16 protein-coding genes are annotated in these 21034 nt (G+C 42.2%); 8 read left to right on the forward strand and 8 right to left on the reverse strand.

Going from position 1 to position 21034, the window contains the following annotated elements; translation table 11 throughout:
- The first annotated feature begins 113 nt into the window (after positions 1 to 113).
- A complete protein-coding gene (locus ABKW31_RS11300) occupies positions 114 to 1886 on the forward strand; it encodes a DEAD/DEAH box helicase (RefSeq protein ID WP_348616465.1) in 1773 nt (590 codons plus the stop codon).
- A 177-nt stretch (positions 1887 to 2063) separates the two neighbouring features.
- Here the strand turns inward: ABKW31_RS11300 and ABKW31_RS11305 are convergent, their stop codons facing one another.
- Both ABKW31_RS11305 and ABKW31_RS11310 read right to left on the reverse strand, forming a co-directional pair.
- A complete protein-coding gene (locus ABKW31_RS11305) occupies positions 2064 to 2420 on the reverse strand; it encodes a RidA family protein (RefSeq protein WP_348616466.1) in 357 nt (118 codons plus the stop codon).
- A gap of 116 nt (positions 2421 to 2536) precedes the next feature.
- Complete coding sequence (locus ABKW31_RS11310) at positions 2537 to 3154, reverse strand: FMN-binding negative transcriptional regulator (protein WP_348616467.1); 618 nt, start codon at positions 3152 to 3154, stop codon at positions 2537 to 2539.
- A gap of 172 nt (positions 3155 to 3326) precedes the next feature.
- Here ABKW31_RS11310 and cysG point away from each other — a divergent pair, with 172 nt between their 5' ends.
- Positions 3327 to 4709 carry a siroheme synthase CysG gene (cysG, locus tag ABKW31_RS11315; RefSeq protein WP_348616468.1) on the forward strand — a complete coding sequence of 461 codons (1383 nt, stop codon included), beginning with the start codon at positions 3327 to 3329 and terminating at the stop codon, positions 4707 to 4709.
- Here the strand turns inward: cysG and ABKW31_RS11320 are convergent.
- A complete protein-coding gene (locus tag ABKW31_RS11320; RefSeq protein ID WP_348616469.1) occupies positions 4706 to 5818 on the reverse strand; it encodes a hypothetical protein in 1113 nt (370 codons plus the stop codon). The genes cysG and ABKW31_RS11320 overlap by 4 nt on opposite strands.
- Positions 5819 to 5909: 91 nt before the next feature.
- Positions 5910 to 6659: a ferredoxin--NADP reductase gene (locus tag ABKW31_RS11325; RefSeq protein ID WP_348616470.1), complete on the reverse strand. Its 750-nt coding sequence runs from the start codon at positions 6657 to 6659 to the stop codon at positions 5910 to 5912.
- Positions 6660 to 6853: 194 nt separating this feature from the next.
- Between ABKW31_RS11325 and ABKW31_RS11330 the strand changes: the two genes are divergently transcribed.
- Positions 6854 to 7600: a tetratricopeptide repeat protein gene (locus ABKW31_RS11330; protein WP_348616471.1), complete on the forward strand. Its 747-nt coding sequence runs from the start codon at positions 6854 to 6856 to the stop codon at positions 7598 to 7600.
- Here ABKW31_RS11330 and ABKW31_RS11335 read toward each other — a convergent pair.
- The gene (locus ABKW31_RS11335; RefSeq protein ID WP_348616472.1) at positions 7590 to 8717 is read right to left on the reverse strand and encodes an aminotransferase class V-fold PLP-dependent enzyme; all 1128 of its coding nucleotides are present in this window, start codon (positions 8715 to 8717) and stop codon (positions 7590 to 7592) included. The genes ABKW31_RS11330 and ABKW31_RS11335 overlap by 11 nt on opposite strands.
- Entirely contained in the window at positions 8699 to 9448 is a 750-nt protein-coding gene (locus tag ABKW31_RS11340) for a tryptophan 2,3-dioxygenase family protein (RefSeq protein ID WP_348616473.1), read from the reverse strand. The genes ABKW31_RS11335 and ABKW31_RS11340 overlap by 19 nt, the downstream gene beginning before the upstream one ends.
- 107 nt (positions 9449 to 9555) lie before the next feature.
- Here ABKW31_RS11340 and ABKW31_RS11345 point away from each other — a divergent pair, with 107 nt between their 5' ends.
- Complete coding sequence (locus tag ABKW31_RS11345) at positions 9556 to 10041, forward strand: Lrp/AsnC family transcriptional regulator (RefSeq protein WP_348616474.1); 486 nt, start codon at positions 9556 to 9558, stop codon at positions 10039 to 10041.
- Here the strand turns inward: ABKW31_RS11345 and ABKW31_RS11350 are convergent.
- Complete coding sequence (locus ABKW31_RS11350) at positions 10038 to 10907, reverse strand: hypothetical protein (protein WP_348616475.1); 870 nt, start codon at positions 10905 to 10907, stop codon at positions 10038 to 10040. The genes ABKW31_RS11345 and ABKW31_RS11350 overlap by 4 nt on opposite strands.
- Before the next feature lie 283 nt (positions 10908 to 11190).
- On the opposite strand from ABKW31_RS11350, the gene ABKW31_RS11355 reads away from it, so the two are divergent.
- From ABKW31_RS11355 to ABKW31_RS11370, 4 genes are all read left to right on the forward strand, one after another.
- Positions 11191 to 12366 carry an efflux RND transporter periplasmic adaptor subunit gene (locus tag ABKW31_RS11355; RefSeq protein ID WP_348616476.1) on the forward strand — a complete coding sequence of 392 codons (1176 nt, stop codon included), beginning with the start codon at positions 11191 to 11193 and terminating at the stop codon, positions 12364 to 12366.
- A 9-nt stretch (positions 12367 to 12375) separates the two neighbouring features.
- Positions 12376 to 15537, forward strand: a complete 3162-nt coding sequence (locus ABKW31_RS11360) for an efflux RND transporter permease subunit (protein WP_348616477.1) — start codon at positions 12376 to 12378, stop codon at positions 15535 to 15537.
- Positions 15538 to 16005: 468 nt separating this feature from the next.
- Positions 16006 to 19272 (forward strand): winged helix-turn-helix domain-containing protein, encoded by a 3267-nt coding sequence (locus tag ABKW31_RS11365; protein WP_348616478.1) that lies wholly within the window; start codon positions 16006 to 16008, stop codon positions 19270 to 19272.
- Positions 19273 to 19306: 34 nt separating this feature from the next.
- A complete protein-coding gene (locus tag ABKW31_RS11370) occupies positions 19307 to 19669 on the forward strand; it encodes a DP-EP family protein (RefSeq protein WP_348616479.1) in 363 nt (120 codons plus the stop codon).
- A gap of 298 nt (positions 19670 to 19967) precedes the next feature.
- Here the strand turns inward: ABKW31_RS11370 and ABKW31_RS11375 are convergent, their stop codons facing one another.
- A complete protein-coding gene (locus ABKW31_RS11375; RefSeq protein ID WP_348616480.1) occupies positions 19968 to 20687 on the reverse strand; it encodes a transposase in 720 nt (239 codons plus the stop codon).
- Positions 20688 to 21034: the final 347 nt, after the last annotated feature.

The raw sequence follows: 21034 nt of genomic DNA on the forward strand, positions 1-21034 counted from the left end.
TAAATGCAGGTTATCGAATATAATTCATCCTTTGAAACCGAGCCGGCTTCGCCTAAAAAAATTGTTTGACCGATTAAAATTATGCTGTGCCTGCTAGTACCCTGGGACTCTTGATGACCACCACATCTGAAATAACGTTTAAAGATCTAAATTTACCTGAAGAAATTCTCAAAGCCTTAGAAAAAGTAGGCTACGAAAAACCTTCGCCCATTCAAGCTGAGGCAATTCCACTTCTCCTACAAGGCCATGATTTATTAGGCACAGCGCAAACAGGAACCGGAAAAACTGCAGCATTCGCCTTACCCATGTTGGCCAACATTGATCCTGATGCTGACTTCACACAATTATTAGTATTAGCCCCTACTCGTGAGTTGGCTATTCAAGTAGCTGAAGCCTTTCAGGTTTATGCTAGTTTCAGCCGTAAAATCCGTGTTTTGCCGGTTTACGGTGGTTCATCATATGATAACCAAATACGCCAGTTGAAACGTGGTGTGCAAGTTGTTGTTGGAACACCTGGTCGAGTGATCGACCATATCAAAAAAGGCACATTGAAACTCGACCAACTTAAATTCTTAGTGTTGGATGAAGCCGACGAAATGTTGCGTATGGGTTTTATTGACGATGTTGAATGGATATTAAGCCACGCACCTAAAGAACGTCAGACCGCCTTGTTCTCTGCGACTATGCCAGATGCGATCCGCAAAATAACCCAGCGTTATTTAAAAGATCCAAAACACGTTAAGATTGCTTCTAACGTGACTACTGCGGCGCAAATTACTCAACGTTACTGTCAAGTAGCGGGTCATCACAAACTAGAAGCCTTAACTCGTATTCTAGAAGTTGAAGATTTTGATGGCGTTATAATTTTTGTGCGAACCAAAACAGCCACCTTAGAGTTGGCTGAAAAACTGTCGGCTCGTGGTTATGATGTTGAACCGCTAAATGGTGATATACCGCAGAATGCCCGCGAACGTACTGTAGAACGTTTGAAGAAAGGCAATATTGATATCTTGGTTGCAACCGACGTTGTGGCCCGTGGTTTAGATGTTGAACGTGTTAGCCACGTTATCAACTATGATATCCCCTATGACACTGAATCATACGTACACCGTATTGGTCGTACCGGCCGAGCAGGACGTCAAGGTGATGCAATATTATTTATTTCTCACCGTGAAAAACGTATGTTGTTTTCCATTGAAAAAGCGACTAACCAGTCAATTGAGCCAATGGCAATACCTTCAATTTCGCAATTGAATGAAACCCGTTTAAGCCGTTTCAAAGCGAGCGTTTTAGAAGCCATCAACGATGCCAGCATCGAAACTATGATCCCTATCGTTGAATCCATTATGAAAGAAGCAGATGCTTCACCCGAAGTGGTAATGGCAGCTTTGGCTAAAATAGCCCAAGGTGATGAGCCTTTGATTCTAAAAGAATCAGATCGTCCTAATCTTGAAGAACGCGCTCCTCGCGGCGAACGCGGTGCACGTGACAGTGGTGGTCGTGACTTCGGTGACAGACCTTCACGTGGCGGCGACCGTCCTCAACGTGGTGAACGCTCAGATCGTCCTGACCGTCCCAAACGTGAACGTAAATCAAGCCCTCCTAGTGAAGGGATGCAACGTTACCGTATTGAAGTGGGTCATACTCATGGCGCAAAACCTGGCAACATCGTTGGTGCTATCGCTAATGAAGCTAATATCTCTAGTAAAAATATCGGTGCAATTGAAATTTATGACAATTTCAGCACGGTAGATTTACCTAAAGATATGCCCAAGGCCACGCAAGACGTATTGCAAAAAACTCGCGTAGCAGGTCGAGCTCTCGGTATGCGTGAATGGTCAGAAACACCGCCTAAGCCTCGTGCAAAGCCTAGCTTTAAAGAATAAGCAAGGTAAGTTGAATTGAAGAAGGAGCCAAACGGCTCCTTTTTTTGTATAAATGAATCAAGCTAAGCACACCTAAGGTTATCCTAAGGCAGTAGTAGTGAGGAAATATTGAGCTGCAGTTAAAGAGCAAAGATAATTAGCTGCATAAGAAGTCTTTGCTAAGCAACATTTTTCAATTTACTCGTCTTGGTCTGAAGCCGCAATAAACGCTATCTCTGCCAAATAAGCGGGATCAGCAAGTTCAGCTTTAATGCAAGCACGACTTGGTGCGCAGCCCTGCGGTAACCACGCTTCCCATTCTCGATTCAATACATCGAAATTAGCAAAGTCAGTCACATAGATAGTCACCGATATTAAGCGAGACTTATTGCTCTTTACCGTCAGTAAACTGTCTTCGGCCTGAGTTAATATTTGCCTAATTTGGCCAAGCATGTCCACACTTGGATCGTCTGCAACCTCAACGAAATACGCGGTACCATTAAAGACAGTAGCGTCTGACCAACGGGGACTAGGGTTAATGCGTTTAATTTCCACTTCTATCTCCAAATATTTCTCAACACTCTACATCAATACAGTCTGATATTTTTGATTTACGTAGCATGAGGCAAAACATGTACACTTTTATTACTACTAAAACGCAGCAAACAAGCTTATTGGCGTCCCACACCAATGCCGGTTTGCTGCGTATAAGCCAACAAAGCCGAGCTGTCTGAGTGCTTACTGCTTTGTAAACCAGTCACTGTACCTTGTTGATCGGCTACACTTTTGTGCTGACCAAGTTTATGTTTGCCTTCAATCTGTTGAATTTCAATTTTAAAACCAACAATAGCGGTAGCCAACTTGTGTTGGTTATCAGCCGGCATCAGCGCTTCATTGTTCAATAAAGCGGGCTCATATTGATTGACTAAGGCCTGCACCGCTTGAAAAGTCTGAACGTCATCTAACAACGTTGCCTGTCCACTAACATGTACTGCCGCATAATTCCATGTCGGCACGGCTGGACCATTAGCATACCAACTGGGTGAAATATAAGCATGAGGACCGTTAAATACCACCTTTACCTTTTGTTTATCGAGTGTTCTCCAGTGTGGGTTTGCTCTAGCCATGTGTGCATATAGCACACCCAAGCCGCTCTCTTCGGTGACTAAGGTCATTGGCAGATGAGTCACTTGTAAGTCTTCACTGACCAATAAAGCAAAACCAAATTGTTCAATGAAGTCATGTTTCTCAGTTAAATCATTCATCAGCATATTTTTAGGAATAAACACAAGACCAACTTTGGCTAACTAATTGCTTTAGAAAATAATAGTAACGATTTTCAGACTGATTAAAACACAATTTTTTAATAACCAAATAGCATAACAACAGCCTTATCAATTGTTCCTTGGTGATAAAAGAAAAGGCAAAATATGTGTTCTTTCATATTAGGTGGCTCCATACATGCAATATTTTCCAATTTTTTTGGACACCACTGAATTAAATTGTTTAGTGGTAGGCGCGGGAGAGGTCGCAGCCCGTAAAATTGAACTACTGCTTAAAACACACGCCAAGATAAGCGTAGTGGCCCCGTGGGCCTGTGATACGGTTTTGCGCTTAGTTGACGAAGGCAAAGTAAGTTTTGAACATCGTCCCTACCAAGCCAACGACTTAACTGAAAAACAATTGGTATTTGTGGCAACAGATGACAGTCTAATCAATGCTCAAATACATGCCCAAGCCAAGGCACTTAATATTTTGGTCAATGTGGTAGATAACATCCCCCTTTGTCAATTTATCACACCTTCTATTATTGACCGTTCCCCTATCGTGATTGCTATAAGTAGTGGCGGTGTTGCACCAGTATTGCTCAGATATTTAAGACAAAAACTCGAATCACTGATCCCACAAAAGGTTAGCTTGCTAGGTCAATTTTCAGAAAAATTCCGCGACTTAGTCAAACAAAAGCTAGCTTCGGTGACAGAGCGCCGTTTCTTTTGGGAAGATGTGTTTGATGGTGATATTGCTGAAGATGTGCTGCTGGGCAATCACCAACAAGCAGAGCGTAAATTACTAACTAAATTAGAGTCTGATGATTCACCGCACAAGGGCGAGGTTTATTTGGTCGGCGCTGGTCCTGGCGATCCTGATTTATTAACGTTTCGAGCTTTACGCTTGATGCAAAAAGCCGATGTGGTGGTCTACGACCGTTTAGTTTCTCCCGAAATACTCGAGTTGGTTCGCCGCGATGCCGAAAAAATCTATGTGGGCAAAGCCAAAAGTAAACATACTGTGCCGCAAGAAGAAATTAACCAACTACTGGCCAGTGAAGCTTTGGCCGGTAAACGTGTAGTGCGTTTAAAAGGAGGCGACCCCTTTATATTTGGACGAGGTGGAGAAGAGCTTGAAACCTTAGTTGAAAAGGGAATTAGTTTCCAAGTGGTGCCGGGGATTACAGCCGCTAGCGGTGCCGCGAGTTATGCAGGAATTCCCTTAACCCATCGTGATCATGCTAAATCAGTGGTATTTGCTACCGGCCATTTACGCGACAACACCATCAATCTAAATTGGCAAGGCCTAGCCCAACCCGACCAGACTATCGTGTTTTATATGGGATTAACCGGGTTAGCGATTATCTGTGAAGAGTTGGTCAAACATGGTTTACCCGCCACAACGCCCATTGCAATGGTTCAATCTGCCACAACCGCGCAACAAAAGGTCATTACTGGCACTTTGATGGATATTCAGACCAAGGCAGAGGCAGCAGGTATAGAACCTCCAGCCTTGATCATTGTCGGCTCAGTAGTCAGCTTGCAAGAAAAGCTCAATTGGTTTGCCCAAAGCTAATACGGATTGTCTTGTAACAAGGTATGCAGCTTAGCTTCATACAGGCGCCTATCAGCAGAGGTATAAGTCAGTTCTATAGCTCGTGTAAGGGATTTTTCAGCCAAGTTAAGCCGACCAAGTTGATAATAGCTTTTAGCTAAGCCAAACTGACCTTCGTGCAGGTAGGGCGCAATATCCTCGGCTTTTTTGTAATATTTATTCGCTAAGGTGTATCGATTCTCTGCAAAAGCCTGTTCGGCTAAATCAATCCAGATATAGGGATTATCAGCGTTAATCGCATCAACTTCTTGTGTCAATTCTGCCACCTCACTATCTCGACCTTGAGACTGTAACAAAGCAACATAGTTACTAATGACATTACCAGAGGCGAAACTATGATCTAACATAAACTGGTACAAGATCTCCGCCTGCTTATGCTCACCAGCACGATTAAAAGTTACTGCTAAAGAATTTAAGGTTTCGGTATTAAAAGAATTAAATGACAGGCCTTTTTGCAACGCCGCATGAGCATAGTCCAATTTGCCATTTAACAAGGCCTCAGCAGCAATATTTTGATAGTACATGGCCCTAAAATCGGCTTCTGACACCATTTTACCAGCAACATCTGATTTACTCGGAAAATAATCAATAATGATGCTTCTTCGCCTTATCACGATAACGTCTGGTGAAGGTGCATAACTTGGATCATAAATATAGGTTCGAACATGAGATGACAAGGTCATTAATGTTGAGTTACGTGCATATACAGGGGCACTGTGTACACGTTGAAATGCAATTTCTAAATTCACAACATCAGCTAACGCCTTAGTGACAATAGCAAGAGTAAGACAGTTACCCGTTTTTAGCGATAGTGCTTCAGATGCGTTTAATGTAGCTCCTCGAAACCCGAAATCGCCAATAAATGCATGAAGATAGTCAAATAAACGCAGATGCTCTGGCGTATCCTGATTGTTCGGATCTTTATAGTAACGAAGAAAATCCTTCTGTTGTTCTTCACTTAAACTAAATATCTGATGTTCAGTGGGCACAGACACAGGTTTAAATATATCTGTATTAAAGCTTGGTAGAGTCAAAGGCACTTGTGCCAATGACGCTTGTTTTTTTGCCACTGAAGAACATCCGATTAGACATAGAACAGCACAGGCTGTAAATAATATTGATCCTTTTTGCATTAATATTATCCCCTTCAATTTGACTGGCTTACCAATAACGCTCCATAGAAATTTGCCCGGGCGAACGACGTAAATGTTTACTTAAACCGAGCTCACTCAGTAAATCCACGGTATCTTGGATCATTTCAGGATTACCGCACAACATGACTTGGCTGTCTGTCGCGCTCAGATGCAAACCAAGCCGAGATTGAATCTCTGTTGATTTTAACAACATGGGGATGCGCCCCTGTAGACATCCTGTTACTTGTTCGCGGCTCACCACCGGCACAAAATGAAAACGTTCAGGAGACTGTGCCTGCCAACTTTCGATAAGTGGTAAATAAGCGAGGTCTTGCTGCCAGCGAGTGCCATAGATTAATACCACATTCTCATAACTTGCCCACACTTGTTCAGTTGCGAGTATAGACAAAAAAGGCCCCACTCCAGTGCCCGTGGCAATCAACCACAAATCACGACTTTTAGGCACTTCATCCAAGATTAAAAAACCCGTCGGCGGTGCCATAATCTTAAGACTATCGCCTACTTGCAGCTCATGCAACTTAGGTGATAACACCCCGCCTTCAACGGGTACAGCAATAATTTCTAACTCATGATCTTGCGGGCCATTAACCAATGAATAGGGGCGTGAAACAACCTTGCCATCCTCTTGCAGTAAACCAATTTTGGTAAATTGGCCAGCCTTAAATTGAGGAAATTCAGCACATGAAAAGCGCAAACTAAATAAATGATCATTCCAATCTGTGCGCTTCACTACTGTTGCATCTAACCACTGTGCCATTTCTCTTCCCCTTGTAAACCTAGTTTAGTTCTCAGACTTTCATTTAAGCATGTTGTCACGATCGGTTCCAACAATCTGCATTCTGACAAAAAATCAGTCAGCTTTAGCTTTGCGATTGCTCACTTTTATGGAATCCTAGCAACTCGTTGACTCGATTTATTAGTTAAAACTTTCAGCACAGGATTTCATTTTTTATGCCCTTCTTTCTACTCTCAATTATTTTTCAAGTTGCCTTAGTGATCCACATTGTTAAAACAGGCCGCAATACCACTTGGATTTGGATAGTAGTTGTATTGCCTTTAGCGGGCTCTATCGCATATTTGTTGATTGAAGTTTTACCCAGTTTAGGTCAGTCCAGAAACGGCAGAACCGCGGTGCGCAAGGTATCTTCTGCTTTTAATCCAAATCGTGATTTGAAACTGGCGCAAGACCAATTTGAACGCAATGACACCATCGATAATAAGATGAAGTTAGCCAACGAATTACTCAATAAACAACAGTTCGAACAAGCCCGTGACCTGTTTAGCGCTTGTTTAACTGGGCTCTACATCACCGACCCTTATATTATGTTGGGATTAGCAAAAGCCCAATTTGCTTGTGAGCAAATTGCCGAGGCTAAAACGACCCTAGATCAGTTAATTGAGCACAATCCTAATTTCAAAGATCATAGTGGGCATTTGCTATATGCTCGATGTTTAGAAGCTCTAGATAAGAACGACGAAGCGGCCCATGAATACCAAACATTATGCCAATATTACGCAGGACCTGAGGCAAAATATCGCTATGCTTTGCTCTGTATCAAGATGGCTAAGCCCCAAATTGCCAAAGAGTTATTCGACGAAATACTGCTGGACGCTAAGAATGGGGGCGCCCATTACAATAGCGTACACAAAGAATGGATCAGCCAAACTAGAGCACAATATGAAGCACTTAAAGTCTAAGTTTTTGCAAGCATTCAATTAACTGAGTGGCTTGTTGTTCAGTATTGTAGATATGAAAGGACAATCTCAATACACCAGCACGCTGGTCATAATAAGCACCCAAAGCACGCAAGTCTTCAATAAAAGCTAACATCGCCTCTGGTTTAAAATCTAAACACAAGGTACCGCCTTCATCATCAAGCTGATGTACTGACAATAGTAAAGGCTCTGCGGCTTGATAGACTCTTTGACGCAGCAAGCGATTGTGCCGGGCAATCTGCGCCACCCCAATATGTTTGATAAGCTGCAAACTACCTAGGGCCGTGGCGTAAGCAGCAATGTTTGGTGTACCACCCCAAAACCGCTTAGCCTTATCTGCATAAACAAAATGTTCAATCTCAAATTCAAAGGGATTAGCATGGGAAAACCAACCCACATCAAGAGGTTTGAGTTCGCTAATGTGAGTAGGTTCAAGCCACATAAAGCCTGCTCCTGGCCCACCGCACAGCCACTTAACACAAGAACCTAATATACAATTAACTTGCCAACTCTTAACATCAATTGGCACCACGCCAACCGATTGGGCAACATCCACAATAACTTTGGCATCAAACGCTTTGGCTAATTCTGCAATCTCTTTGACCGGTGACTTTACTCCGCTATTACTGTGCACATGAGTAACTACTACAAAAGCAGTGTGTGAGCTGATCTTTTCCGCCCACACATCGAGATCTCTAGGATCAAATTGCTGGTCTATTAATTCAAGTATATAGCCTTGCTGTTCTAATGCTTTAGCCACAAACCCGACTGAAGGAAATGCACTGGCATGCATCAAAATGACGTTTTTATTAGCTCGAAGTGGCATCGACATGAGGTATTTAGTTAAGCCACTCGATACATTCTGTTGCGGGCAGATATCATTTGCATTGGCACCTATTACGTCGCCTAACTCGCGACAGAAATCGTCAATAATTCCCAGCCACTTAGGCCAAGCATCGCCCCCATGCTGTTGCCATTGAGTCAAATAACGCTCACTTAATACCTGTTCAGCTTGATGACTTAAACATCCCACAGAGTGACTCAATAAATACATGCCTTCAGGCACACTAAACTCTTGTTTCATGGGTGAAACGGACATTGACTAATCGACTCTCGGACTTGCCCATATTCGCCGCCCCAAGTGTCAGTCATGCGACTCCGAATATCCCAAAGTTGAGGAAAGAAACGGTGTTTGGCACCCTCTACTAGTAATTCTACCGGACGCCCTTTTAATGACTTAGACGCCATGCCTATTGAACGCTGAATAAGGAAAATATGATTAGAACGAAATTTTTGTAAGAGCTCATCAAACTCAAGTAAGGCCTCGGCAAGGGCATAGCTGTCATCGTGGGCAAATTCGCTGTCATAAATTTGCTCTACGGTTTTACCTCGATTGATCAAGTACTGCTGACTAAATACCTCCCATAAGTCAGCAGGCATTTTAAGTAAGGTACGAAAACCCGGAGACTCTTGGCCGCTACCGTTGCCTAATTGCAAACGAATTTGCTGGTACTCTTTAGGTGACATGGTTTCGAGTAGGTCTAATTGCTGAATCATCATGCGCTGCAAAAAGTGCACACGTTGCATGAGGTTAAGCACTTTTAAACTACGTTGTTGCTGGATATTTTCCAGCACATCGATCAAGGTATAGATCATTAACTTCATCCACAACTCTTCTACTTGATGCACTATCTGAAACTGTAGTTCGTCAGCATTACACAGCTCGTTAAGAGGTTTTTGGCATGTAAGTAAACGCTCACACTGAAGATAAGTTCCATAATCTAGCATGGTTGGTGTATTTAACAAAGTGGCATATTTATCGCGAAACATAAGGTTCTCAACAGGCAAAACATTAAATAGATGATATGCCATTGGTCTTTGAACATTGTTCCGATTAAACTTATAAATTCAGACAATTAAGAACGTTGGCCTTAAATATGACCACTTTAGAAAACAAAAGCCCTACAAAAGTCTTAGATACCTTAGATAGAAAAATTTTACAGTGTTTAGAGCATGATGGTCGCATTTCTTTTGCCACTTTGGGTGAGCATATTGGCTTAAGCAAAACCCCTTGCTGGAACCGAGTAAATGACTTACTTAAACACGGTATTATAGAGGGTTATAGTACCCGAATTGACCCGGCAAAATTAGGTTTAACGATCAGAGCGCTAGTCCACGTAGTGGTTGATTTTAGTTTTTACCAAGCTTTTGAAGCTGCAATTATCGCCCATCCTAATGTACGCTCCTGCCAAGCAGTAACCGGCGATTACGATTACGTATTAGAAATACTTGCTACCGATATTCATGCCTTTGACCGATTACTGCGTGAAAACTTAAGTCAGTTGCCAGGCGTTGAGCGCTTTAATACGGCAATCTCAACCCGCCTGGTTAAAAGCAATGGCCCTTATACTGCTATGGACTAACCCTTGCCATAACACTCGACAAAGGCATCGACAAAACGTTGTGGCGACGTTGGGTCCATATTAAAGTACAAAGAAGGCTCGATTAGTTCAATTTCCATCAAGGCATATTCGCCTTCACAGCGCACTAAATCCACTCTGGCATAGAGCGCGTCGCTTGGTAATGAAGCCAATGCATGACGAGCAGAGGTTAACATTTCTTCATCGGGCTCGATACACTTGAGCTGACCACCATGCTCTTCTTGTACCCGAAAATCACCTTGTTTTGGCTGCTTCAAAATAGCGTGACTGTAATGGCCAGCAAAATAGAACAACGAGTATTCACCCTCATGGATAATCGCGGGAATAAAGGGTTGCACCATAAAAGCTCGTTGGCTAAAGGTTTGACTTAACTGCGGCGCTAAATCTAACAATGCCTCAGGCGATAATCGGTAGGTATGGTCGGCGTTAGCACTCACCAGAGGTTTGAGTACCAATTGATCAGTCGCAAAATGACTAAAACCTTGCTGCACATCTGCTAAGGAGAATTGCTCGAACCACAAGGTCGGCACTATATTGATGCCTTGTCCTTGCATATCTTTTAAGTAGGCTTTACTAATATTCCATTTTACCAGTTCTAAATTATTTTCAAGTTTGGCACCGGAGGCAACAATTTCATTTAAACACGCCTCAAATCCCTTGGCATCACTCTGGTAATCCCACGTGCTGCGGATAATGACCACATCATATTTTGACCACTGCACGTTTTTATTTCGCCATGATACTTCTTCGGCGTGCCACCCTTGTTTGGCAAATGGCTCAACTAACATGTCGTCATAAGCAAAAAAGTTTTCCAATGAATCCATCGACAATAAGGCGCAATTTTTCATATTTGATATTTTCTCCTAGTAGTTGAGTGAGCTAGATAAAAGACAAGCTTTATTCAGTTGAATCCAAACACTTTTCAATAACTAAATTATTAATTAGTACGCCAAGCACATGGCTGAATTCAAACCCTTCAGCAAAAAAATTAAGTTTACAGCCCGTTTTAGCCTTTTTTCTGTCTAAATTGAGGAAATACTAAAAAATATTAACATTTGCAAATACTAAGTTGTAAACAGCTAAGGTAATATAACCCTGATGTAATTAGGGTTATATGGACGAATAATAATAATGAAGAACACTTGGACAAAAATTGCTTTACCGATTGTTGTACTGATCGTTGGAGTCGGCGCAATGTATACAATCACAGTTTCAGCCGCAAAAGATGAAAGTAAAGAAGCGGTTGATACTCGCCCCACAGTAAAAGTAGAGAGCATTCAATCAACTGATTATCCGGTACTAATCACCAGCTTTGGTGAAGTTACCCCGCTTGAAAGTACTCTTATTTCTTCTCAAGTTGCAGGAGAAGTAACGGGCTGGAATGAGAATTTTGTAGCCGGCGGCTTAGTATTGCGTGGCGAAATCTTATTCAGTATCGAAAAAGACACTTATGAAGCCGCGTTACTGCAAGCTGAAGCCAACTTAAGCTCGGCCCAAGCCTTATTAATCGAGGAACAAGCTCGTGCCAATGTCGCTAAACAGGAAGCTAAAAATCTGCCTAACAATAAAGTCAGCGACTTGTACCTGCGCATACCTCAAGTATTAAGTGCTGAGGCTGCGGTAAAATCAGCACAAGCAAGACTAAAAATTGCACAGCGTGATTTAGCTAACTGCGAGATTAAAGCCCCTTATGATGCACTAGTAATCAACCGTAATGTCGGTGTTGGCCAATATGTTAATCAAGGTGCCCAAGTAGCCGTGTTAAACAACGTAGAAAAAGCTGAGATAATTTTTCCTATCGCAGGTTTTGATAATGCGTTTTTACCTACAAATATTGCCGGCACACCAGTAACCATTAGTACCAAGGGTTTTGACGCAATCAGTCGGGAAGGTTTAATAGCAAGAGATTTAGGCGTTATTGACCAAGCAACCCGTATGAGTCAGTTAGTGGTAAGAATATATGACCCTTATGGCATTAAAAATGGTTTAGTCCCATTAAAATATGGCTCTTACGTTGAAGTGCAGTTTATCGGTAGAACCTTGCAGCAGGTTTATCGTTTACCGCAAGAATTAGTGACCAACCGTACCGTGTGGATAGTTGATCAAGATAACAAATTAGAACCCCGCAAAGTCGATATCATCCGCGAAGAAGGTGCTTATTTTCTGATTGGCGATGGTTTAAACAACAACGATAAAATTGTTATTACCTTGCCAGAGTATCCACAAAAAGGCATGGAAGTAAAAATGGCACAACCTAGTTCAGGATCGTCCAACGACGATGTTTTAGCCATCAAAAAATCTTCTTAAGGGGCGCAAATGGACATTAATAGCACTAAAGAAAAAGGTCTAATTGCCTTTTTTGCTGGTAATCCAGTGGCCGCGAATTTAATGATGTTTTTCATCATTGTGATGGGTCTTGTTAGTTACAATACTATTCAGCGGCAGATGTTCCCCAATATTGAAATTAATTATATCAACATCAATGCGACCTATCGCGGCGCATCTCCACAAGAAATAGAAGAAAGCATTCTGGTTAAGATTGAAGAATCGCTCAAAGATATCAGTGAAATCAAAAAGCTAGTAGGCCGTGCTTTTCGTAACGGAGGTAGTATTAGTTTAGAAATTTATCCTGATGAAAAACTGACTGATGTACTCGATAAAGTAAAAGCCAGAGTCGACAGTATTGCTACCTTTCCTGCTGATATGGAACCGGTGCAAATCTCTCAGGTAGAATTTAAACAAGATGTAGTGGAAATGTCTCTGGTGGGCGATGTGCCGCTGACAACCTTAAAACCACTGGCCAAACAAATTGAAAAAGAACTTCTTGAGCTAGATAATATTTCTTTGACCTCTATTAGCGCACCAGATGATGAAATATCCATAGAAATCCTACCTGAAGTCTTACGTAAATATAATCTGACGCTGAATGATGTTAGTGCTGCTATCAATCGACATTCTGCCAACTTTTCAGCAGGGCAAATTCGTACCGATTCAGGACTCATCTCGGTACGTATCGAAAATCAGTATTATCAAGGACAAGAGTTTGGCCAAATTCCCATCAAAATTGGCGCGAATGGCGCAAAGGTACTCTTACAAGATATAGCCACCATTACAGACGGTTTTGTTGAAGGTAAACGTTATTTTAAATATAACGGTAAAAATGCCATTGCCTTGGATGTAAAAGCCACCAAAACTCAAAATATAATTCCGGTTGCACAGTCAGTGCACAGTTATGTTGATCTTAAAAACCAATCTTTGCCTGATGGATTGGAGTTAAAAATCTTAGTAGACATGACATATTACCTCAATGGTCGTCTTGACATGATGCTGAAAAACTTAATTCAAGGCGCTATTTTGGTGGCTATTTTGCTATCGATATTCCTGCGGTTCAGGCTAGCGTTTTGGGTGATGATGGGTTTGCCTGTGTGTTTTTTGGGCGCGGTCATGATGATGCCGATGTTGGGCATTACCATTAATGTTATGTCTTTATTCGCTTTTATCATGGTGCTGGGTATCGTGGTGGATGATGCCATTGTAATAGGCGAAAGTGCCTACAGTGAGGTAGAAGAAAAAGGCGGTGGTATCGACAGTGTGGTGCGGGGAGCAAAAAAAGTCGCCACACCTGCAACATTTGGTGTTCTAACCACTATTGCAGTATTTGCTCCATTCGCTTTTTCATCTGGGCCTCAAGGCGCTATTTTCTATAATATAGCCGTTGTATTTATTTTGTGTTTGGTGTTCAGTTTAATTGAATCAAAATGGATATTGCCAGCTCACATTGCCCATATTAATTTCACACCAATAAAACCAGGTAGCTGGCGAGAAAGGTTTAATAAGCGCTTTTTTAATTTTGTGAATGGTCCTTACCGCAACTTTGTAAGTCGATGTATTGAATGGCGTTACCTTACTTTTGCTGTTTTTATTGCCTTATTACTGCTTAGCATTGGGCTTTTAAATGGTAATTATGTGCGCTTTATTCCCAACCCTAAAGTTCCCAACGACTTTCCTAGGGTGAGTATTGAGATGAATGAAAATGTCTCAGATCAAAGTACCATTGATGCATTGCAAGCAGTTGAAAAAATAATCTGGGACATTGAAGACAAGACCAAAGAAGAGTTTGGCCAAGGCATGATTAGAGATTTGATGGCCTTTAATCAAGAACGCAACACCGGCAGTATTATTGTGCCTTTAGTCTCGGAAGACGACCGACCATTCGATACCTTTGAATTGTCTAGGCGTTGGCGAGAAGTGATGCCTATTATTCCCGGTATGAAGTCTTTAACCATTCAAGACAGCATAAACGGCGGTGGTGGTGGTAATGGTGGCGGAGACTTCGGCTATCTATTGTATGGACCAGATGTTGAATTGCTCAATGCTGCAGGCCGTGAATTTATCGCCATGTTGCAACAACAAAAAGGCTTGTATGATATTAGTTCGACTATTGATCCTGCCAGTAAAGAAATTCAACTTGAATTACTGCCAGTTGCTTACGACCTAGGCTTGAACTTATCGAGCATAGCTAGTCAGGTTGGCGCGAGCTTTTATGGCAGTCAATCACAGCGTGTTATCAGAGGCGGAGAAGAGGTACGCGTGATGGTACGTTACCCTCAACTAACCCGTGAAAGCTTTGCTGAACTTAAATATACCGTTATTACGACTCCCAATGGCAGTGAGGTCTTACTTGGCGATGTTGTGACCTTAAGTGAAAAACCCGGTATCAGTTATATACGTCGTGAAAGTGGCTATCGCAGTGTTTATGTTTTTGGTGCTATAGACGCAAAAGCGGTCGAACCCAACGAAGTCGTTGAGCTCATCGACAGCAAACTACTCCCTCAATTGAAAGAGGACTTCCCTTCGGTTAAGACTGAATTAGGCGGTTCCATTGAAGAAGACCAAGCCCAGCAAGATGAGCAAATGTTGTTTTTAATTGCGGGTTTGATCATGGTGTATATTTTACTGGCAGTACCACTGAAAAGTTATGGCCAACCATTGATTATCATGTCCGTTATCCCATTTAGTTTGACCGGAGCCCTGTGGGGACATTATGCCTTTGGCATGGACTTAAGTTTGATGTCGTTCTTTGGTCTGATCGCAGCAGGCGGTGTGGTAATTAATGATAGCTTGGTGATGACCGATTTTGTTAACCAGCGACGAGCAGAAGGTTACTCTATTCGAGAAGCGGTAGCAGATGCAGGTTCAGCAAGATTTAGAGCTATAACACTGACATCGATCACCACCTTTTTTGGGGTAGTGCCGATTATGTTTGAACCCAGTTTACAAGCTAAATTTGTCGCACCCATGGCTAACGCCCTAGGTTTTGCGGTTTTATATGCCACTGTAGTTACCTTGATATTAGTACCTTGTTTGTACATGGTGCTCGAAGACATTAAAGGTGGATTGGTCAGATTCGGTGGTTTTATCGCACGTATATTTAAGCGTAAAAGTACCTCGGTTGACCCAAGCCCATCGCGGTTATAAAACTCAAGTCAAAATCAAAAAGCGCCAGTTGGCGCTTTTTTTGTATCACATTGTAATCACTTAAGGTTTTTGAGTTTTGCTGGTATGAGCTGAATCGGGCATGCCTAGCCTACTCAAGTAGCCTTAGGTATTTGCAAAAAACACAACGCGAGATGTGAAACTTTCAAAAATACCTACCCTTCACTGCCAACATGCTAAAAATGTTAATAAAACACACGTATCTATTGCGTCTATTTTGCCAAGATAAACGCTGGTTCACAGTGTCCGATGGGACAAGAATATTTTTGTTACTCGCTAAAACAAAGTCTTTAGCCAGCAAGGGGTGCTTACCATAAACAGATCAAGTATATTGACTCATCGTTGCACAAAATTTTGCCAAAAATATAAAAAGAAGTTGTCTTATGAAAGAAGTAAAGCAGCCAAGTGAAGTAACACTATCTCCCATGTTAAAAGAGCACTGATATCTCGATGTCTCAACAAGCAATAGAGCTCTTTTATATCGGTGACTGGCAAGTATCAGCTAGCACCAACAGTCTGCGTAATGGCGATACAGTCAAGCAACTCGAACCCAAGGCTATGAATGTGCTCATTGCCCTTTGCCAGCAACAAGGTGAGGTACTCAGTGCAGACCAAATAGTCGATCATTGTTGGGGTAATGTTGATGTAGGTGACAACCCCGTACATAAAGCGATTAACCAATTACGCAAAGCCTTTGACGACAAACCTAACACACCTACTTATATTGAAACCATACGTAAACGTGGTTATCGCATCATTGCCGAGCTTACTTTCCCACTCAATCAAGAACTAAAAGCCGCACAAGCAAATTGGCAAGGTGCATCACCCTTTCCTGGATTAAGTGCTTTTGAGCCCAACGAGGCCACTGTCTTTTTTGGTCGCAATGAACAAATATCCACCTTACTTAGCCGTATTTCAAAACAAGTCATTGCTAAGCGTGCTTTTTGTTTAATTTTAGGTCCAAGCGGCACCGGTAAGTCATCGTTGGTTAATGCGGGAGTCTTACCCAATTTACTAGACCACAATGGTTATGACGGTATTGGGGTTGTTTCTTACAGCCACCTCGACTTTGCCGACATCAACCAAGGTCGTTTATTGCTTGATTTAGCCTCATCTATGCTCGACTGGGATATTGACGATCAAGCGGTTTTTGCAGGAATGAGCGCTGACAACTTAGTACAGCAACTGCAAGGTGATTGCCAAACCCTCATTACACAATGCCAAAACGCACTCAACAAAGCCACTACCCCGTTTAGCAAACCACACTTTTTTTTGTTTATTGACCGTCTTGAAGTGTTGTTATCATCGCCCCTGTTTAGTGATGCAGAGCGCAGCCACTTTTTAAGCCTGATTGAAACCCTAGCCACCAGCGGCTGCATTATGGTGTTTAGTGCCTGTCGCAACGATTTTTACCCCTTAGTTGTGACGTATCCAAGTTTGATGGCAGGTAAAGATAATGGTGCGCATTTTGACTTATTAGCCCCGACACGCAGCGAACTGATGCAAATGATCCGTTTACCTGCCATTGCAGCTAATTTAACTTGGTCAAGTAACAGTCAAACAGCCATGTCACTGGATGAGCTGCTATGTAACGAAGCCAGTAATAACCCAGATTCTCTGCCTATGCTGCAATACACCTTGCAAGAGTTATATTTGCAGCGTAATGAAAGTAACGAGTTACAAGAATCGGTCTATCTATCGCTGGGTGGAATTGAAGGAGCCATAGGTAAAAAAGCCGAAGAAATTTTTCAGCAATTACCCGAATCACAACAAGCTGAGCTTGACTATGTATTATCTCTTTTAGTCACCTTAAACCCAGACGGTGAAACCATCACCAGTCGTGCAGCACGTTGGTCACAGCTCAAACAAGACAGTCAAAGCGCTTTTGTACAAGCCCTGGTGGACAGCCGTTTATTGGTTTCACACTTACAAAATAACGAAGCCTGTTTTAGTCTCGCCCACGAAGCACTGTTACGCCGCTGGCCGCGAGCTAGTGACTGGATAAGTACACATAAAAGCAGCTTGGCCATCAAAAGTCGTTTACAGATTCTAACCCAACGTTGGTTAGTTGAAGGTAAAAGTACGGCCTATTTATTGGCTGACGGCAAGCCGCTGCAAGAGGCCATGAGTTTACAACAACGCCCGCTATTTAATCTTGAGCCAGATGAACAAGCACTTATTCACAGTTCATTAAAACGGGTAAAACTCAAACGCTGGTCAACGGGTGCAACCATTATTATTTTATGCATTCTGTCTTTTACCTCAGTATTAATGAGCATTAAAAGTCAAGAATCACAAAATATTGCTCAACAAAAAAGGCTAGAAGCAGAAAGTTTATTGGGTTTTATGGTGGGTGAATTTGCCGACAAGTTGCGCAGCGTGCAACGTATGGACTTACTTGACGGTATCAGTAATAAGGCCTTAGAGTATTTTAGCCAGCAAGATAAAGCACCTTCACTGTTCACGTTTGGTAATACTGAACAAAATTTTAAAGCTCGCTTTCAGCATGCTCAAACCTTAAGTGCCATGGGCGAAGTGGCCTATTCACGGGCAAAATATGATGAAGCACAACAAGCCTTTAGTGCCGGAAAATTAATTTTAGATCAGCTTTACCAACAATACCCAGACAACATCGATTTGTTAAAAACACTAGGGGCTAACGCATTTTGGTTAGGTCAACTAGCCTATGAAAAAAGCGATTTTGCGCGCGCGCAGCCCTTGTTCGAGTTGTATCGTGATTACAGTGAGAAGATGAACAAACTTGAGCCGGATAACGTGGATAGCTGGATGGAACTTGCTTATGCTCAGAGTGGTTTGGGCGCCTTGTACTTTTTAATCAATAACTACCATGATTCCAAATTGGCATTTGAGAACGCAATGGGGCTGATGCAAAATGCCTTAGTAGTACAACCAAATAACAACCTAATTAGAACCAATCTTGTTGATGTTTATTCTTGGCTGGCCACAACAGAACAACATTTGGGAAATTTAGCACATACCCTTTCCTTACATCAGCAAGGACAAAGAGACCTTGAATTGATCCTGCAAGATGACGTCACTAATGCAAACACCATGGAATTACTTGCCTACTCGCATTGGCATCAGGCCAGAATACAACATTTTATGGGTCAATTTGCCAACGCAGCTAGGCAAGCTGAACAAGCTGAGCAATTAATGCAAACGATTTTAAAACAGGACAGTGCTAACGAGTTATGGCAAGAACAATATACCAGCATTCAAGTTTTACATATTTTACTTAACGCCAAGGCTCAGCAGCAAAAGGTTGATCACTCCTCCCAATTAAATCAAATAAGCGCACAATTTTTTAAGAATGAAAATAGCCGGTTAGAAATACCTATTAATATTATTAAGTATTATCAATACCAAGAAGAATGGCTTAAGAGTAAAGAAATAATTGAGTTGATGGTTGATTATTTTGACGCCAGTCAAAGAGAGCGAGAGACAGAGTATGTCGTAGCTTGGGCAGAGTTGAGCATACTACAAGCTTATCAAACCACAGCTAATGGCCATTCGACACAGAGGGATATTGCCTGCAACGAAGCTATTGAGCGCCTTAAGCCCTTGATTGCGGTAAGTAAAAACGTAGAATTCTTAGCGCCTTACGCTCAAGCCCATAGTTGCATTAAGCAATTAGCCGCAATACCAGAAGAAGTAGAAGCTCTGGATGCCATGGGTATAACTAATATCGAATTTTAAAAATACAACACTCTCATTAAGGATGAAACACAATATGACTGATCCAACAAAAATTAACTTTACGGTTTATGTAGACATTACCACCAGTCCTGCCACTTATACTTATACTGATGCTCAAGGAGTATCTTGTGATGGCTCAGTTACGGTTACTGAAGACAATACACAAATCGTTTACACCATGGGTACTAATGGTTTGATTTTTTTACCTCCAACAATAACAGGTGATACCGGCGGAGACCTCCTGACTTCAATTACTGCTGACAAACAGTGTTTAACCATTGTTGATAGTGATATTGATAATGAGAACGCGTGTTTAATTTTGGTTGTAGCTGAAGCTTCTAATCCCAATATCCCCTACCCAAGTCCCGATCCAATGATTAGAAACGTACCTCGTTAAAAGCTAACAAGTTTAAACTTGCTCGGGGACAAAGCTCGAAAGTCGCTACGATAATCGCATTGGTCTAGAAACTGCGGAAACTGCGGGGTCAAAACTGCGGAAAACTGCGGGGTCAGAGCCTGACGAAACTGCGGGGTCAGAGCGGTTGAAGACGCTTTTGATGGAATACTTCTGACTTTCTGTCTCCACCTTGAGGCAACGGATTAGCTCTTCGACCAGTTGCTGTCTCGATCTGCTGTATAAATCTATCTTGTCCTAACACCCACGCTTTATTGGTCGCGGTTCGAAAACTGCGGGGTCAGAGCCGTTGAAGACGCTTTTGATGGAATACTTCTGACTTTCTGTCTCCACCTTGAGGCAACGGATTAGCTCTTCGGCCAGTTGCTGTCTCGATCTGCTGTATAAATCTATCTTGTCCTAACACCCACGCTTTATTGGTCGCGGTTCGAATTTCATTAAGGGTTACCTTTGGTATTTGTTGTGCAAATAAATCTTTATAAGCTTTCTTACGTTCCTCAGACCCTTTTCCTAAGGCGTCATAGCAAGAGTGTGGAGTAATAAGCTGAATATGTTTTTCCAGCGCATTGTGATGATAGCTTGTCCAAGGATACTCTGCCGGATGCTGAACCATATTAGCTCTGACGGGATTTAATTCGATATATCGGCTTACTGTTAAAAAATAGTGCTCACTGTCCACTAAAGTAGATTTGTAGCGACCCTCCCATAAGGTGCCGCTTCGTTTATGAGTTTTGTTGATATACATCACATAACAGCGACCTAAAGATTGCATAAGTTGACTCACTCCCTTTTCTGTTGAGGGCGTCATCAACAGGTGCACATGATTTGTCATTAAGATAAAAGCATGAACGCTGACTGAAAACTTATCAGCATAAAGTCGGAGCTTGTCTAAATATACGGCATAGTCTTGTTCGGTAAAAAAGCAGGCATGCCGGTTGTTGCCCCGCTGGATCACATGTTGGGGAATATTGGGTAGGTTTAATCTTGGAAGTCTGGCCATCACTTTCATCCATGAAAATTATTAAATAGAGCATAGTACTTCGACTTAAAACCACCAAACTTGTTTAGTAAGATACGCCAATACCTATCATCGGCTCTGACCCCGCAGTTCCGCATGTTGGGGAATATTGGGTAGGTTTAATCTTGGAAGTCTGGCCATCACTTTCATCCATGAAAATTATTAAATAGAGCATAGTACTTCGACTTAAAACCACCAAACTTGTTTAGTAAGATACGCCAATACCTATCATCGGCTCTGACCCCGCAGTTCCCGGTTGTTGCCCCGCTGGATCACATGTTGGGGAATATTGGGTAGGTTTAATCTTGGAAGTCTGGCCATCACTTTCA

The organism is Paraglaciecola sp. 25GB23A, assembly GCF_040012495.1.
Lineage (GTDB): Bacteria > Pseudomonadota > Gammaproteobacteria > Enterobacterales > Alteromonadaceae > Paraglaciecola.